Source organism: Agrobacterium sp. CFBP 3001 (assembly GCF_027871605.1).
GTDB classification, from domain to species: domain Bacteria; phylum Pseudomonadota; class Alphaproteobacteria; order Rhizobiales; family Rhizobiaceae; genus Agrobacterium; species Agrobacterium leguminum.
The window spans coordinates 48,036-62,936 of sequence record NZ_JAQAHD010000014.1; the positions used below are offsets into that span (position 1 = coordinate 48,036).

The 14,901-nt window shown below is 60.1% G+C and carries 13 protein-coding genes and 1 pseudogene; 8 read left to right on the forward strand and 6 right to left on the reverse strand.

The window, feature by feature from the left end; genetic code table 11:
- Nucleotides 1-165 precede the first annotated feature (165 nt).
- Genes accB through PH605_RS17540 form a run of 6 tightly spaced genes read left to right on the forward strand, consistent with a single transcriptional unit; the run spans nt 166 to nt 4,953 of the window.
- Complete coding sequence (gene accB / locus PH605_RS17515; RefSeq protein ID WP_065656626.1) at nt 166-630, forward strand: acetyl-CoA carboxylase biotin carboxyl carrier protein; 465 nt, start codon at nt 166-168, stop codon at nt 628-630.
- A complete protein-coding gene (gene accC / locus PH605_RS17520; RefSeq protein WP_142845558.1) occupies nt 627-2,018 on the forward strand; it encodes an acetyl-CoA carboxylase biotin carboxylase subunit in 1,392 nt (463 codons plus the stop codon). Before accB ends, accC begins: the two co-directional genes overlap by 4 nt.
- A complete protein-coding gene (locus PH605_RS17525) occupies nt 2,015-2,455 on the forward strand; it encodes an acetyl-CoA carboxylase biotin carboxyl carrier protein (RefSeq protein WP_142845559.1) in 441 nt (146 codons plus the stop codon). The genes accC and PH605_RS17525 overlap by 4 nt, the downstream gene beginning before the upstream one ends.
- Nucleotides 2,452-3,165, forward strand: coding sequence for a 5-oxoprolinase subunit PxpB (gene pxpB / locus PH605_RS17530; RefSeq protein WP_142845560.1), 714 nt, complete (start codon nt 2,452-2,454; stop codon nt 3,163-3,165). The genes PH605_RS17525 and pxpB overlap by 4 nt, the downstream gene beginning before the upstream one ends.
- On the forward strand, nt 3,162-4,160 hold the full coding sequence (locus tag PH605_RS17535) for a biotin-dependent carboxyltransferase family protein (RefSeq protein ID WP_142845561.1): 999 nt from the start codon (nt 3,162-3,164) through the stop codon (nt 4,158-4,160). The genes pxpB and PH605_RS17535 overlap by 4 nt, the downstream gene beginning before the upstream one ends.
- Before the next feature lie 25 nt (nt 4,161-4,185).
- Nucleotides 4,186-4,953 carry a 5-oxoprolinase subunit PxpA gene (locus PH605_RS17540; protein WP_142845562.1) on the forward strand — a complete coding sequence of 256 codons (768 nt, stop codon included), beginning with the start codon at nt 4,186-4,188 and terminating at the stop codon, nt 4,951-4,953.
- A gap of 148 nt (nt 4,954-5,101) precedes the next feature.
- Here PH605_RS17540 and PH605_RS17545 read toward each other — a convergent pair whose 3' ends face one another.
- The 4 genes from PH605_RS17545 to PH605_RS17560 are packed head-to-tail and all read right to left on the reverse strand — an operon-like array spanning nt 5,102 to nt 9,031.
- On the reverse strand, nt 5,102-6,205 hold the full coding sequence (locus tag PH605_RS17545) for an ABC transporter ATP-binding protein (protein ID WP_142845563.1): 1,104 nt from the start codon (nt 6,203-6,205) through the stop codon (nt 5,102-5,104).
- Between the two features lie 9 nt (nt 6,206-6,214).
- Nucleotides 6,215-7,291, reverse strand: a complete 1,077-nt coding sequence (locus tag PH605_RS17550) for an ABC transporter substrate-binding protein (RefSeq protein ID WP_142845564.1) — start codon at nt 7,289-7,291, stop codon at nt 6,215-6,217.
- Between the two features lie 25 nt (nt 7,292-7,316).
- Nucleotides 7,317-8,120 carry an ABC transporter permease gene (locus tag PH605_RS17555; RefSeq protein ID WP_003519698.1) on the reverse strand — a complete coding sequence of 268 codons (804 nt, stop codon included), beginning with the start codon at nt 8,118-8,120 and terminating at the stop codon, nt 7,317-7,319.
- Nucleotides 8,117-9,031 (reverse strand): ABC transporter permease, encoded by a 915-nt coding sequence (locus PH605_RS17560; protein WP_237680932.1) that lies wholly within the window; start codon nt 9,029-9,031, stop codon nt 8,117-8,119. The genes PH605_RS17555 and PH605_RS17560 overlap by 4 nt, the downstream gene beginning before the upstream one ends.
- Nucleotides 9,032-9,479: 448 nt before the next feature.
- Between PH605_RS17560 and PH605_RS17565 the strand changes: the two genes are divergently transcribed.
- Both PH605_RS17565 and PH605_RS17570 read left to right on the forward strand, forming a co-directional pair.
- On the forward strand, nt 9,480-10,682 hold the full coding sequence (locus tag PH605_RS17565) for a pyridoxal phosphate-dependent aminotransferase (protein ID WP_078052162.1): 1,203 nt from the start codon (nt 9,480-9,482) through the stop codon (nt 10,680-10,682).
- A 10-nt stretch (nt 10,683-10,692) separates the two neighbouring features.
- Nucleotides 10,693-11,385 (forward strand): SDR family NAD(P)-dependent oxidoreductase, encoded by a 693-nt coding sequence (locus tag PH605_RS17570; RefSeq protein ID WP_125145055.1) that lies wholly within the window; start codon nt 10,693-10,695, stop codon nt 11,383-11,385.
- Between the two features lie 63 nt (nt 11,386-11,448).
- On the opposite strand, the gene PH605_RS17575 is transcribed toward PH605_RS17570, so the two are convergent.
- The gene (locus tag PH605_RS17575) at nt 11,449-12,354 is read right to left on the reverse strand and encodes a LysR substrate-binding domain-containing protein (RefSeq protein WP_078052164.1); all 906 of its coding nucleotides are present in this window, start codon (nt 12,352-12,354) and stop codon (nt 11,449-11,451) included.
- A gap of 125 nt (nt 12,355-12,479) precedes the next feature.
- Nucleotides 12,480-14,685, reverse strand: a pseudogene (locus PH605_RS17580) (methyl-accepting chemotaxis protein).
- Nucleotides 14,686-14,901: the final 216 nt, after the last annotated feature.

The window sequence follows — 14,901 nt, forward strand, 5'->3', positions numbered from 1 at the left end:
TTTCACCACGCGGCGGCGGGATATCAAACCGGAAAGCAATGTCCATAGGAACTTCGTCTGACCCCATCAATCCCGCCCCCATGGTAGCTATTGCTGATGGACAGGGTGCGGATTCCGCTCCGCCCGCCTGCCGCCGTGGGGACAAAAAAGACGTTGGAAACCAATATGGATCTGGAAAAGATCAAGAAACTGATCGAGTTCGTTGGCTCTTCGCGAGTATCCGAATTGACCGTGAGCCAGGAGGGAACCACGGTCCGGATCATCCGCGAAAACAATGCCGTTTCGCCACAGGCGCCATCATCGCAGCCCCGGCCCGTTGCGGTAGCCGAAACGGCATCCGCGACACCCCGTGCCGAAGAACATGCGCCGGCATCCGCCGCAGCCGCACCGGCGTCATCCGGCATCGTCGCAGCACCCTCATTCGGCCTTTTCCATCGCGCCCCGAGCCCGGGCGCGGCGCCTTTCGCCGAAGCCGGCGACGAGGTCAGGCAAGGACAGGAACTCTTCATCATAGAGGCGATGAAAGTGTTCAACACCGTGAGGGCCGAACGAAGCGGCAGGATCGCCAGATTTATCGCCAATGACGGCGAAGACGTCGAACTTGGACAGCCGGTGCTGGAGTTCGAATGATGGACGCGACACTCCCAAAAGTGGCTGAGCCAAGAGCATTCGATAGCGTCCTGATCGCCAATCGCGGCGAGATTGCCTTGCGGGTACAGCGCGCCTGCCGTGAACTCGGCCTGAAGACCGTCATGATCTATTCGGAAGCCGATAAGGATGCCGACTATCTGAAGGCAGCCGACACCGCCATCTGCATCGGCCCGGCCTCTCCCGCCCAGAGCTACCTCAACGTGCCGGCCATATTGCTTGCGATGGAGCTGACCGGCGCTGGCGCGGTTCACCCCGGCTATGGTTTTCTGTCCGAAAGAGCGTCCTTCTCGGAAGCCGTGGAGGCGGCGGGGGCGGTCTTCATCGGCCCGCGCGCCGACGCCATCCGCACCATGGGTGACAAGATCGCGGCGAAGCGGGCGATGATGGAGGCCGGCGTGCCCTGCGTTCCCGGTCCCGATTCCGCCCTGCCGGATGACATGGCCGAAGTCTCGAAAATCGCCGCCGAAATCGGCTACCCCGTCATCGTCAAGGCGGCCGGCGGCGGCGGCGGCCGCGGCATGCGTGTCGTGCACGAGGCCTCTGCTCTTCAGGATGCCGTTCTCGTCACGCGTGAGGAGGCAAGCCGGGCCTTCGGAACGCCGGAACTTTATATCGAGAAATTCCTCGAACATCCGCGCCATGTCGAAATTCAGGTTCTCTGCGATGGTCAGGGCAACGGGGTCTGGGTGGGCCTGCGCGATTGTTCCATGCAGCGCCGCCACCAGAAGGTTGTCGAAGAAGGTCCGGCCATCGGCATCCCGCCCGATGTCGCGGCTTTCGTCGGCAATCGCTGTGTCGAAGCCTGCCGCCAGATCGGTTATCGCGGCGTCGGCACCTTCGAATTTCTCTACGAAAATGGCGAATTTTATTTCATCGAGATGAATACCCGCCTGCAGGTCGAACATCCGGTTACGGAAATGACCTCGGGCGTGGATCTGGTGCGCCAGCAGCTTCTCGTCGCTCTTGGCCATCCGGTTGAGATTTCGCAGGAGGATATCGTCTGCGAAGGCCACTCCATCGAGTGCCGCATCAATGCCGAAGACCCCTATAGCTTCATTCCCTGCCCCGGCCTGATCACGTCTCTGCACTTGCCGGGCGGTCCCGGCGTCAGGGTCGATACCCATGTGACGGCGGGTTACAGAGTTTCGGCTCACTACGATTCGCTGATCGCCAAGCTCATCGTCCATGCGCCGACCCGCGAGCAGGCAATCCTGCGCATGCGGCGCGCGCTTGGCGAAATGCGCATCGAAGGCGTTTCCACGAACCTGCCGCTGCATCGGGAAATATTGCAGGACCCGGCCTTTTCCGAAGGCGGTACGGATATTCATTACCTCGAACATTGGCTTGCAGCGCGGGGTGCAAAGTGAAGCGACAGCCTGTTTCCGTATCCCGCTACAGCGAGCCCGGCACAATTGCCGATCTTGCCGCTCACCTCGAGCGCAACAATGTCTCCGCCATTGAAATAGAGACGCCGGATGGATCATTGAAGATCGTTGCCATGGCAGGCGGTCAGACCCCTGCCGCACAGCGGCCCATTGAAGCGGCCAAAGCGCCGGAAAAGGCGGGGGATATTCTCGCCCGTGCACCGATGGCCGGCATCTTCACGCCCGCGCATCCGCAGCGCCCCGATCGGGCGGTTCGGGCAGGACAATCCGTAGCGAAAGGCGAGATCGTCGCATTCGTCGCAGCCGGACCGGTGCTTGTTCCGGTCATCGCCGAAAAAGCCGGCACCGTCAGCGAAATCGTGACGGAAGCCGGCGCGCTTGTCGGCTATGGCTCCACACTTCTCAAGACCGAAACATGATGGTGACGTCAATGAGCAACCTCCCGCTGAAAACGCCCCACCTCACCCCCGCCCATCTGGGCCTGCCGAAAATCTCGATGATCGGCAACAAGACGTTTCTGATCGAAGCGCCCGGCGAGCTGGACTTGCCCGCCCAGCGGCGTATCTGGGCGCTGACGCGCGCATTGAAGGACCGCCCCGAGGTGCTGGAGCTGATACCCGGCATGACCAACCTGCTGATCGTGCTACGCAGCACGCCTGAAGATGCCGGGCATCTGCAGGATGAGCTTCTCGACATCTGGCAAAGGACGGCGGAACTCGATCTTCTGGGCAAGACCATCGAAGTGCCCACGACCTATGGCGGCGAGCACGCCATAGACCTTGCGGCGATCTGCGATTATTCCGGCCTGCCGGACAGTGAAGTCGTGCGGCTGCATTTCGAGCCAACCTATACGGTTTTCGCCGTCGGCAGCGCACCGGGCTTCGGTTATCTCGGCGGCCTCGATCCGCGCATTTTCATGCCGCGCAAGAAAGTCCCGTCGCTTCGCATGTTGAAGGGCATGGTGACGATCGGCGGCATGCAGTCCGGCATCTCGGTTCTGACCGGACCGAATGGCTGGAATTCGCTGGGCTTCACCGAAATCACCATGTTCGACGCCACCGCCGAACAGCCGGCGGTGCTGGCGCCCGGCGACCGCGTTCGTTTCCTTCCCGAAAGGATCGAACTATGATCCATATTCTTGCCTGCGGGCCGCTGAACACCGTGCAGGATCTCGGCCGCGCGGGTTACCGCAATATCGGCATCACCGCCACGGGCGCGATGGACCCCATCGCGCTCAGGGTCGGCAATATTCTTGTCGGCAACGGCGAGGACGCCGCTGCGATTGAAATCCAGACCTTTCCGTTCCGCATCGAATTCGAAGAGGCGCTGACCTTCGCCGTAACCGGTGCGGATTGCGCCGCCCGGCTCAATGGTGCCGATCTGCCGCCCTACTGGTGCGCGCGGGCAGAAAAGGGTCAGATTCTCGAATTTTCGACGCCGCTGAAGAATGCGCGCGCCTATCTCTGCCTTCAGGGCGGCATAGACGTTCCCGTGGTGATGGGATCACGAAGCACCTCACTTCGCGGCTCCTTCGGCGGCCATGAGGGACGCCACCTCACCACCGGCGACAGGCTATCCGTTCTGCCATCCGAACCAACGGCGCTGCCGGCAAGCGGCCTCGGCGTCATGCCGCTTGCCGAGGCGATGCCGGACATGTTTCCGGTATCCGAAAATGGCGAATTACTGCTGAGAGCCATTCCCGCCGCCGAACACGATCTTTTCGGCGAAGGTGCGGAACGTTTCTGGTCCGAAGCCTGGAAAATCACCTCGCAGAGCGACCGCACCGGCTACCGGCTTGCCGGCACGCCGATGACACTTGCGGCTCCGGTGGAGCTACGTTCTTACGGCGTCATTCCCGGCGTGGTTCAGGTTCCGCCAAGCGGCGAGCCGATCATCCAGATGAGCGACGCCAACACAGCCGGCGGTTATCCGAAGATGGCTGGTATCATCGACAGCGATCTTTGGCGGCTCGGACAGGCGCGCATCGGCAGTCGCATCCGTTTCGTGCAGGCGACGGTGCGCGAGGCGCTGGAGGTCGAACAGGCAATCGACGCCTATTTCGCCGATATCCGCAAAACCCTGCCGCTGGTTACCGCCGCACTCGGCACGCTCGCAAAACGATAATCCTTAAAAATACGGAGAGGGAACCATGAAGATCGATGTTAATTCCGATATGGGCGAAGGTTTCGGCGTCTATAAGGTCTGCGACGACGAGAAGCTTATGGAAGTCGTCTCTTCGGCGAATATCGCCTGCGGCTTCCATGCCGGCGATCCGGAAATGATGGCGCGCATGGTGCGTCTCGCCAAACAGAACGGCGTCGGTGTCGGCGCTCATCCCGGCCTCGCCGACCGCCTCGGCTTCGGCCGCCGCGAAATTCCCGTCGATGCAGAAGAAATGGAACAGCAGGTTCTCTACCAGCTCGGCGCGCTTTCGGCGATTGCCAGGGCGCAGGAGGTTGCGCTCTCCCATATCAGCTTCCATGCCGCCATGGGCAACATGATCAACCGCGATGCGGCGCTTGCCGAACGGATCATGAAAAAGATCAAAGCGGTCGATCCCGATCTCATCGTCTTTTCGATGCCGGACATGCTGATCGAAAAGGCGGCTCTGGATTGCGGGCTGAAAGTGCTCAACCTCTTTCTCGCCGACCGGGCTTATGATGTGAAGGGCCAGCTCGTGCCACGCAAGCTGCCGAATTCCGTCATCAAGGAAGAGGGAAAAGTTCGTGCGCGCGTGCGCCAGTTTCTGGAAAAAGGCACGGTCACGACCATCGAGGGCGAGATCATTCCCGTTCGCGCCAGATCGATCCTCGTCCACAGCGATACGCCCGGCTCGCTGGAGCTTGCGCGCACCGTGCGCAGCGAAGTGGAAGCCTGCGGCCGCAGCGTCGTGCCGGCTCGCGAAGTGGTTGCCTGAAGCGGCATACGCCTCATATCCAGCACAAAAAGCACGGGACCGCATTCCATTTCAGGAGCGCGGTGCCGTAATTTTGTCACCTATGGATACGGACCGGATTTCAATCCGTCGCCAGCCGGGCCGCCTGAGCGACCCAGCCGCGAAATCATCAATTCAGCTGGATCACGTGATTGCTGTCGGTCGTCCAGCTCAGTCTCACCCGGTCGCCAGCGGCGCTGACGGCATTGGTGAACCCTTCGGTCTGGGTCTGCCGGTAAGCGATCATCGGCTCGCCATTGTCCAGACGCAGGTAATAATGCAGCATGAAGCCGCGATAGACGACCTGCTCCACCCGCGCCGTGGTGGAATTGCCGGTGTTTTCACCTGCGTCCACCGCAAGCGGTGAGACCGAGATTGCTTCGGGGCGAACGGTGACCACGACCTTGTCGCCCTGAACCGCCCCCATATCCTCGACATCGAGCCGCACGCCGGAACCGGTGACCAGCCTTGCGGAACGACCATTGCGCTCTGCCACGCTCGCCTCGAAGAAGTTCGAAGCGCCGATGAAACCCGCGACGAAGCGGGTCAGCGGCTTCTGGTAGATTTCGCCGGCCGGTGCGATCTGCTCGAGATTGCCATCCCGCATCACGGCGATCTGGTCCGCCATGGTCAGCGCCTCGTCCTGATCGTGGGTCACCATGATGGTGGTGAGGCCAAGCCGCTGCTGCAGGCTGCGGATTTCGACCTGCATGCTTTCCCTCAGGCCCTTGTCGAGCGCACCGAGCGGCTCGTCCAGGAGCAACATCGAAGGCTCGATCACCAGCGCGCGCGCCAAAGCCACACGCTGCTGCTGGCCGCCGGAAAGCTGCACCGGCAGTCGGTCGCCGAAGGCGTGCAGCTGAACGAGATCGAGCGCCTGCTTCACGCGCCCTTCCCGGTCAGCCTTGGAAACGCCCCGCATCTCCAGCCCGAAGGCGACGTTTTCGGCAACGGTCATGTGGGGAAACAGGGCGTAGTTCTGGAAAAGCATGCCAACATTGCGGCGGTGAACCGGGGTGCGCGTGGTCGGCTTGCCGCCGACCACGATTTCACCCGAGGTAGGATCGACAAGCCCCGCAATCATGCGCAGGCAGGTCGTTTTACCGCAGCCGCTCGGGCCGAGAAGCGCCAGGATTTCCCCTGCCTTGACGGTAAGCGAAACATCATCGACGGCAACGACCTGACCGTTGTAATGCTTGGTCAGTCTTTCCAGGCGGACTTCTACGGATTTCATCAGCGTTCCTCAGCCGTTAAAGGTCTGGTTGTATTTTTCGAGCCATTGGGCGCGACGCGGAATGATGTATTTCCAGTCCGGTGTGAACAGGTTCAGCGATTCCATCTTCGTTTCCGGGTAGGCAAGGAACTTCGCCGTATCTGCGCCGAACTCGATGCCCTTGACGGAGGGAGCGCTCAGTGTCGCTTCCGAAAGCATCTTCTGCACACCGGGATCGAGGATGCGGTTGATATAGGCAAGCGCGAGATCGCGGTGCGGTCCGCCCTTTACCAGGGCGATGGAATTGATGCCGGTGAATGCCCCTTCCTTCGGGAAGGTCATGTCCAGCGGCACGCCCTTCTTGGTGTGCGGATAAACCGCCTTGGAGTATTCGATACCGCCGAAATCCGCCTGGCCCTGCGCCACCATCATCGTCTGCGCTTCCGCGTCATAGATCGAGAGCACGTTCGGCTTCAGCTCGGCGAGTTTCGCCCAGCCGGCATCGGTATCATATTGCGCTTCCTTCAGCGGCTTGCCGGTCGCAAGGGCGGCCGCCACCATCAGCATCAGAACGCTCTGGGTGTTCTTCGGTGTGTTGAGAAGCATGCGGCGGGCATATTTCTTGTCGAACATCTGTTCGTAGCTTTCGAACGGCTTGCCCGTCGTCGGATTATAGAACAGGCCGGCAATCGAGATTGCAAAACCGACGCCGAAATTGTCTTCGAAAAGATAGCGAGAATAGACGTTCTTGAGGTTGGGGATTTCGTCCGCCGGCAATTGCTCGATCAGGCCTTCCTCCTTGGCCTGCGGAACGCCGACATCGTCCATCGACATCACGCTATATTGCGGATTTTCGCGGGTGGCGCGCAGCGTGGCGATATTGGCGAGCGTCGCGCCTTCGGTCGTCAGGACCCGGCACTTATATTCCTTTTCGAAAGCCGGGATCACTTCCTTCTTGATCAGCCCGCCCTGCGCCGAATTATAGACGCCGACATACATGGTGCGGTCCTGTGCGGAAGCCGCGGTGTAGAAATAGGGTGTGGCGAGCGCGCCTGCGGTGACTGTCAGGAAACTGCGCCGTTTCATGATGCTGGTCTTGTCTGTCATTTCCGGTACCCCTCTTGTTGTTGATTTACATAGCCATTGCCCGGCGCAGACCCACCAGCCTGTCGAGGACGAGCACGACGGTCACCGCCAGAAGAATGATGATGGTGGACATGGTCGCGACCGAAGGATCAAAGACCGTGCCGATCTGGCGATAAAGAACGATGGGCACCGGCAGGTTCGCGGAATCCGCCAGCCACATCGAAACGGGATAATTGTCGAAAGAAACCATGAAGCAGAAGATCGAGCCGGAGGCGACGCCGGGCGCGATCTGCGGAAAGATCACCCGCGTGAAGGTTTTCCAGCGCGTGGCGCCAAGCGTGCGCGCCGCTTCCTCAAGGCTGACATTGACGAGCTGAAGGCTGGTCAGCACCGTGCGGATCACATAGGGCGACGTCACGACGGTGTGGGCGATGAGAAGCTTCAGCTTGGTATCCATCCAGCCATAGCCGGAGAAAAGCTGCAGCAATGCCAGGCCGGTCACCAGCACGGGAAAGATCAGCGGCGAAAGCAGCAGTCCCTTCATCAACGAGCGGCCGATGAATTTTCCGCGGGAGAGTGCGAAGGCTGCCGGAACGCCGAGCGCCAGTGAAAGGATGGTGGTCGCCACCGCCAGCGCCGCACTGAAGGTGAGGCCAGCGGTAAATTCCTCGTTCTGCATTACCGCCGCATACCAGCGGAAGGTGAAACCCTGTGGCGGGAAGGTGACGAAATAACTGTCGGAAAACGAGATGGCGACGACGAGAACGATGGGGGCCAGGATGAAGACCATCATGGCGGCGGTGATCGCGTAAAGGACGATGGCGGAAGTGCCGGTCAGCTTGTTGTTCATGACGCGCTTGCCTTGATACGACGCCCGCCGAGCAGCCGCATCGAGACGGCGTTGATCAGAATGACGATGAAAACGAGGATGGTGGCGATGGTGGCGCCGAACGGCCAGTCATAGACCGCGAGAACCTGCTGTTCGACCATGTTGCCAAGCATCTGCGAGCCGGGACCGCCGATCAGAGCGGGAATGACGTAGGATGCGGAAGCGAGCGAAAACACCAACGTGAAACCCGCTAGCAGACCGGGAAGGCTGAGCGGGAAGGTGATCCGCAGGAAAACTTTCCATGCCGGCGCGCCGAGCGTGCGGGCGGCCTGCTGCAGGTTCGGATCGATCTTGCCAAGCGCGGAGGACAGCGGCAGCACCATCATCGGGAAGAAAATGTGCAGGGAGCCGATAATGACGGCGGCATCCGAAAACAGCAGCGTCATCGGACTGTCTATGATGCCAAGATTCATCAATACGTAGTTCAGAAGGCCGGTCGGACCGTTGCCGAGAATGAGCTGCCAGCCATAGGCGCGCACCACGACGCTGACGGCCAGCGGCGCAATCACGATCAGCGTGATGATACGGGTCGTGACGATATTGCCGCGCACGAGAACGGTCGCGACCGGATAGGCCAGTATCGCCGCAAGAACCGAGGTGATCAGGCTGATGCGGATCGTCGCCCAGAGCACCTTCTGGTAAAGATCAACCTCGAAAAACCTGACATAATGGGCAAGCGTGAAGGGGGAGCCGATCAGCCCCTGCGAATTCTGGGTCATGACGCTGAAGCTCATCAGCCGAACCGCCGGCCAGAAGAAAAAGATCAGCAGAAAGATCAGCAGCGGCAGGATGAGGATGCCGGGCGAAAACAGCCGACGCTCGAGGGCCTTCCAGCCGGAAACTCCGCGGCGTGGCGGGGCATGTGGTTCCATGATCGCAATATCCGACATCTATACTCCCGTCGCGTTGAATACGGCACGAGGCATCGCTTTGAGCCGAACGAGATCGTCCAGACCCTATGACTAGAATTTGCTGGGTGTGCTCCCTGTCGAGGCATCCGGTCTTTTGCCGGCGCCTGTCGCATATTTCTGCATTTTCGCGCCGGTTACCTCTCTGGGTAACATTGCCCGACGCGTCGTTCCCTTGTTGTTGCGCCAAGCTTAGGGGCTAAGCCGACGGGCTGCATAATATTTTATTCCTCTGAGGTCATCGCATACGCATATGGACTGCCCACCCCATCTTGGCGGCGATGCATCAAAATCCCGTATGACCTCACATCGAAGTCGTATTGGGGAAACGGCCGAAAATTCTCGTAACCTCTTTGTCATGCACTGGCGTCGCGACGATGCCTGTCTTCACCGTTACAATCGGAAATAATCCATGCCCACCATCGCCCAACGCCTTAACAACGTCACCGTGTCAGCTTCGCTCGCCATGACCCAGAAAGCGCGCGATCTCGCCGCTCAGGGCATCAAGGTCATCAGCCTGTCATCCGGCGAGCCGGATTTCCCGACCCCTGCCCACGCGGTCGAGGCAGCGCATGCCGCGGCCCTTGCCGGCGACACGAAATATCCGCCCGCCGACGGAACGCCGGCGCTACGGGCCGCGATCCAGCGGAAGTTCAAGCGCGACAATAATCTCGATTACGATCCGAGCCAGATTCTGGTGGCGGGCGGCGGCAAGCAGATCATCTTCAACGCCATCATGGCCACCTGTGACCCGGGCGATGAAGTCGTCATTCCCGCGCCGTCGTGGATCAGCTATGCCGATATCGTGAAGTTCGCGGGCGGCGTGCCCGTGCCGGTGGTTTGCCCGGAGAATAACGGTTTCCGCCTGCGCGCCGAAGATCTCGAAGCCGCGATTACCCCGAAGACCAAGTGGCTGCTTTTCAACTTCCCCAACAACCCCACGGGTGCCGCCTGCTCCCGCGCGGAAATGAAGGAAATCGCCGAGGTCATGCTGCGGCATCCACATGTCTGGATCATGACCGACGACATGTATGAGCACCTGATCTATGACGACTTCGAATTCTGCACCATCGCCGAAGTCGAACCCCGCCTCTATGACCGGGTCCTGACCGTCAACGGCGCATCGAAAGCCTATGCCATGACCGGCTGGCGTCTCGGCTTCTGCGGCGGCCCGAAGGATCTCATCAAGGCCATCAGCAACGTCAATACCCAGAACAGCGGCGGTGTCGCGACCATCGTACAGGCTGCCGCCGTCGCGGTTCTCGACGGCCCGCAGGATCTGCTGAAGGAGCGCGCCGACATCTACAAGACGCGCCGCGATTTCGTGCTCGGCAAGCTTTCGGAAATCGAGGGGCTTCGCTGCCACAAGCCGGAAGGCGCCTTCTATATCTTCCCGAATATTGCCGCGCTGATCGGCAAGACGACGAAGGGCGGCACGAAGATCGAGAACGATACCGATTTCGTCATGGCGCTTCTCGCCGAACATCACGTTGCGACAGTGCAGGGCGCAGCCTATGGCCTCAGCCCCTTCTTCCGGCTTTCCTATGCCACCAGCATGGAAAACCTTGCCGAAGGCTGCGCCCGCATCGCCGAATTCTGCAATGGAATGAAATAGGGAGAACAGCATGTTGGGAGGAAGTGGCCGTGTCATCATGGTTTCCGGCGCATCGCGGGGTCTCGGCCTTGCGATCGCCAAAAGGCTTCACGAAGCCGGTTTCACGGTGGCGGCGGGAGCGCGAAATCCGGCCGCCGTTGCGGTGAAGGACCGGCTTTCGGCCGATCGCTACGATGCGGAAGAGGCTGGCTCGGCGGAGGCCTGGGTTGACGCCGTTGCCGCCAGATATGGCCGGATCGACGGGCTGGTGAATTGCGCCGGCATCAACCCCAAGGTCCGGGTCATGGATGCGGGCGAAGAAAGCCTCGACCAGATGTGGCGTATCAACGTCAAGGGTCCGCTGAGGGTAACCCGCGCCGCCATTCCCCATCTCGTAAAAACCGGACAGGGCAGGGTTATCAATGTCGCTTCGCTGGCGGGACGCCGCGTGGGGTCAAATGTGGGTTATGCCATGACGAAATTCGCCGTTGTCGCCCTCACCCACGGCATCCGGCAGGAATTGTGGGACAGCGGCGTGCGCGCCACCGCGCTTTGCCCTGGCTATATCGCAACCGATATGACGGTCGGCGAAACGGAAGTCAGCCGCGAGGATATGACCCAGCCGGACGATCTTGCCGAAATGGTCGAAACCCTGCTTCGCCTGCCGAACAACCTTTCGGTGGCAGAATTGCTGGTGAACTGCCGCAAGGAAGCAATGCTTTGATCTTTTCCATGCGCGGCACCGGGAAACGCTGCTGCGCATGGCTTTAGAGCCGGCCGAACCCTTTTATTTCAGGGTCTCGGCCAGTTGCAGCAATATCTCCTTCACGGCAAGCGCGGGCTCGGAGAGCGGCGTATTGTCCGATACGCAGAAGGACAGCGTTTCCTCGATCATCGGGCTCGCGATCTGCCTCACGACGATGTCCTCATTGGATTCTGCGACGATGCGGTCGGCAATGGCCTTGGGCGTTATGGTCGCGCCAAGCCCGGCATCCACGCCGCGCGCGATGGTCCTTACCGATTCCAGCTCCGCCATCACGATCAAATCCTTGCGGCTGCGAGTGAAGGCGAGATTGATGGCGCGGCGCACGAAATTATAGGTCGGCGGCAGAAGGAAAGGCAAAAACGCCAGATCGGCGACCGTGATCGGCGCATCGCCCGGTTCCACGCCGAAGCTGCGATGCACGACGAGAACGAATTCCTCACGGAACAGCGGCGTGAACTTGACGCCCCGGATCGGCCCGACGCCGTGGATCAAACCCATTTCCAGACGGCCGTTCATGATCATCTGGCTATAGGGCTGGCTGACGCTTTCCGTGATGTGCAGCAGAATGCCGGGATGAAGCCGCTTGGTTTCCTCCATCAGACGCAGCGAAAGCGTGGCGGCGCTGCTGAAGGGCGCAAGGCCCACCGACACCTTGCCGGAAAGCACAGCGCCGGCTTCCAGAGCCTCCGCCTGCGCCTGCTCCATCTGCCGCAAAATGACCTGCGCATGCCTATAGACAACCTTGCCGGCATCGGTCATGACCACGCCCTGCTGGCTTCGGGTCAGCAGTTTCTGACGGAAATGCTCCTCGATGCTTGCCAGTTGCTGGCTGAGCGCCGGCTGGGCAATATGCAACACATCGGCCGCTCTGGTTATGCTACCCATGTCGACAATCGTGATAAACGATTTCAGGCGCCTGATATCCATCTGCTGTTGATCATCCCATTACTTGCTTGCAGGAAATAAGATGCTCAATTTGCAGACAAAGTCCATCTTCCATTTCCCCGCCGTGCCCATCGGCGCTGATGGACACGGCTGCTCAGGGCGCCCAGTCAGGCCGCCTTTAGAGAACTCCGATGGACACCTGTTCCCTGACCGAGTTCGAACTGGCCGAGCAGCCGGTTCAGCGCATCGACCTCCGTTGCCAGCGTGTGGCTTGCGGCGGTCATCTCCTCGACCATCGCGGCATTTTTCTGCGTGTCCTGATCCATCTGGTTAACGGCGACGTTGATCTGCTGGAGGCCGGATGACTGTTCCTGCGCGGATTCCACGATCGCGGCGACGTGCTGGTTGATCTCCTGCACTTCGGCAACGATGACATCGAGCGCCTTGCCTGTATCGCCGACAAGATGTACGCCCTCTTCGACCTGCTGGTTCGACTTGGTGATCAGCGACTTGATTTCCTTCGCCGCAGCGGCGGAGCGTTGGGCAAGCTCCCGCACTTCCTGCGCCACCACCGCAAAACCCTTGCCCGCCTCACCGGCACGCGCCGCTTCCACCCCGGCATTCAGCGCCAGCAAATTCGTCTGGAAGGCGATCTCATCGATCACGCCGATGATGCTGGAAATTTCGTTCGACGATTTCTCGATCCGCTCCATCGCCATCACGGCCTGACGCACGACTTCACCAGACCGTTCCGCGCCGATGCGCGTGCGGGAAACCAGCCGGCCCGCCTCATGCGCACGTTTGGCGGCGTCTTTTACCGTTGTCGTAATCTCTTCAAGGGCCGCAGCGGTCTCTTCAACGGCCGCCGCCTGCTGCTCCGTTCGCCGCGCCAGATCATCGGACGCTGCCTTGATTTCATTGGCGCCGGCGTCGATGCCGGAGGCATTTTCCGATACCCGCAGAAGCGCGTCCTGCAATTTCCCGGCCGAGCCGTTGAAATCGCCACGCACCGCGTCGAGCTGCTCGACAAAGGGATTGTCGATACGGCAGGCTAGGTCGCCGTCAGCGAGCTTCGCCAGCGCATAAGCCAGGCTGTCGACGGCAAAACGGATGCTGCCCGCCTCATCGGCAGCCCTGCGTTCCCGCGCCGCACGCTCTTCTTCGCCAAGCGTGCGGTTGCTCTCGGCCTGCTGTTCCAGTGAGGCCTTCTGCCGATTGTTTTCGCGCAGAACATCGAGAGAGCGGGCAAGATCGCCGATTTCGTCCCTTGTCCCGATATCCTTCAGTGTCAGATGAAGATTTCCCTGTGCAATCTGGGCGGTCTCATCGATGATGTTTGCGATGCGCCCGATGAACCGCCGCGCGATGAACCATCCCGCCAGCGCCAGCAGGACGGTGGCCGTCACTATGGTCAAAGCGGCGTCACGCATCATGGCATGCAGCTGCGCAAACACCGTTTCTTCCGGCACCGAGATGATTGCGTACCATTTCATGTCCTGGGTAAGCATGACCGGCAAGGCGATGGCGAAGGACGCCGTTCCATCCTGTGCGGTGATCTCGCGCTCCGCACCGGGATTTGCAATCAGCTGGTCCCAACCGGCGGTCTTCGCACCGCCGTCCGCGAGGCTTTTTCCCATGATCGTCGCATCCGGATGACTGATGATCTTGCCGCCGCCACTGACTAGGCTGACGAAACCCGTTCCCATGGGCCGCACCGCCGAAAGCGCCTTGCTTGTTTCATCGAGCGACAGGTCGAGGCCGGCAACGCCCTGAGGCTTGCCATCGATCATAACCGGCTTGGCAATCGAGGTAATCAGGACTTCCTTGCCGTCGATTGCATAGGAATAGGGCTCGACGACGACCGTTTTCTTCAGGGTGAAGGGCAATTGATAATAATCGCCCGGACCTGCGGTTGGCATAGTCCGTCAAAGCGGTATTGCTTATTTTGCCGCCGCTGCGCACCCAATAGGGTATGTACCGGCCGGTCGCGTCATGCCCTTCCCTGTTGGCGAATTCCGCATCCTTGCCGTCAAACGCATTTGGCTCCCATCCGGTCCATAGGCCAAGAATGTCGGGGTTATTGGCCAGCATCTGGTGAATGATCTGATCGGCCTTACCACGGTCGGCATCGCCTGACTGTTTCATCGATTCCAGAACCGAGACGAGGCTGTTGACGATATGGATTGTGCCGCCGATATTCTTTTCGGTCGCCAGGGCTTCGCTATGGGCGATCTGCCGCATACGTTCGAGATTGTTGGCCCTGGTATCCTCAATGGACCGATAAAACAGCACGGCCGAGGCCGCGATCGTCGCAAAGACCCCGCATGCGGCGACCGCAAAAATATTCCGACCCGTTGTCGATTTAAAAAGCATGTCCCATCCCCCAAAAATTATGCTGCAACGGTGGCGAGAGTTACGGGTGCATGCGCAACTGTTGACGACCGGGCTGGAGGGTGAGCTTAAGAAATTATGTTTAAAATTTACTTTCAATTCTATTTTTCAAGCGCCATATCAAAACATCAATACTTTATAAAGTTGCAATATTGAAGTATATACAAAATATTGCGCGATATATTCACCCCTGCACAG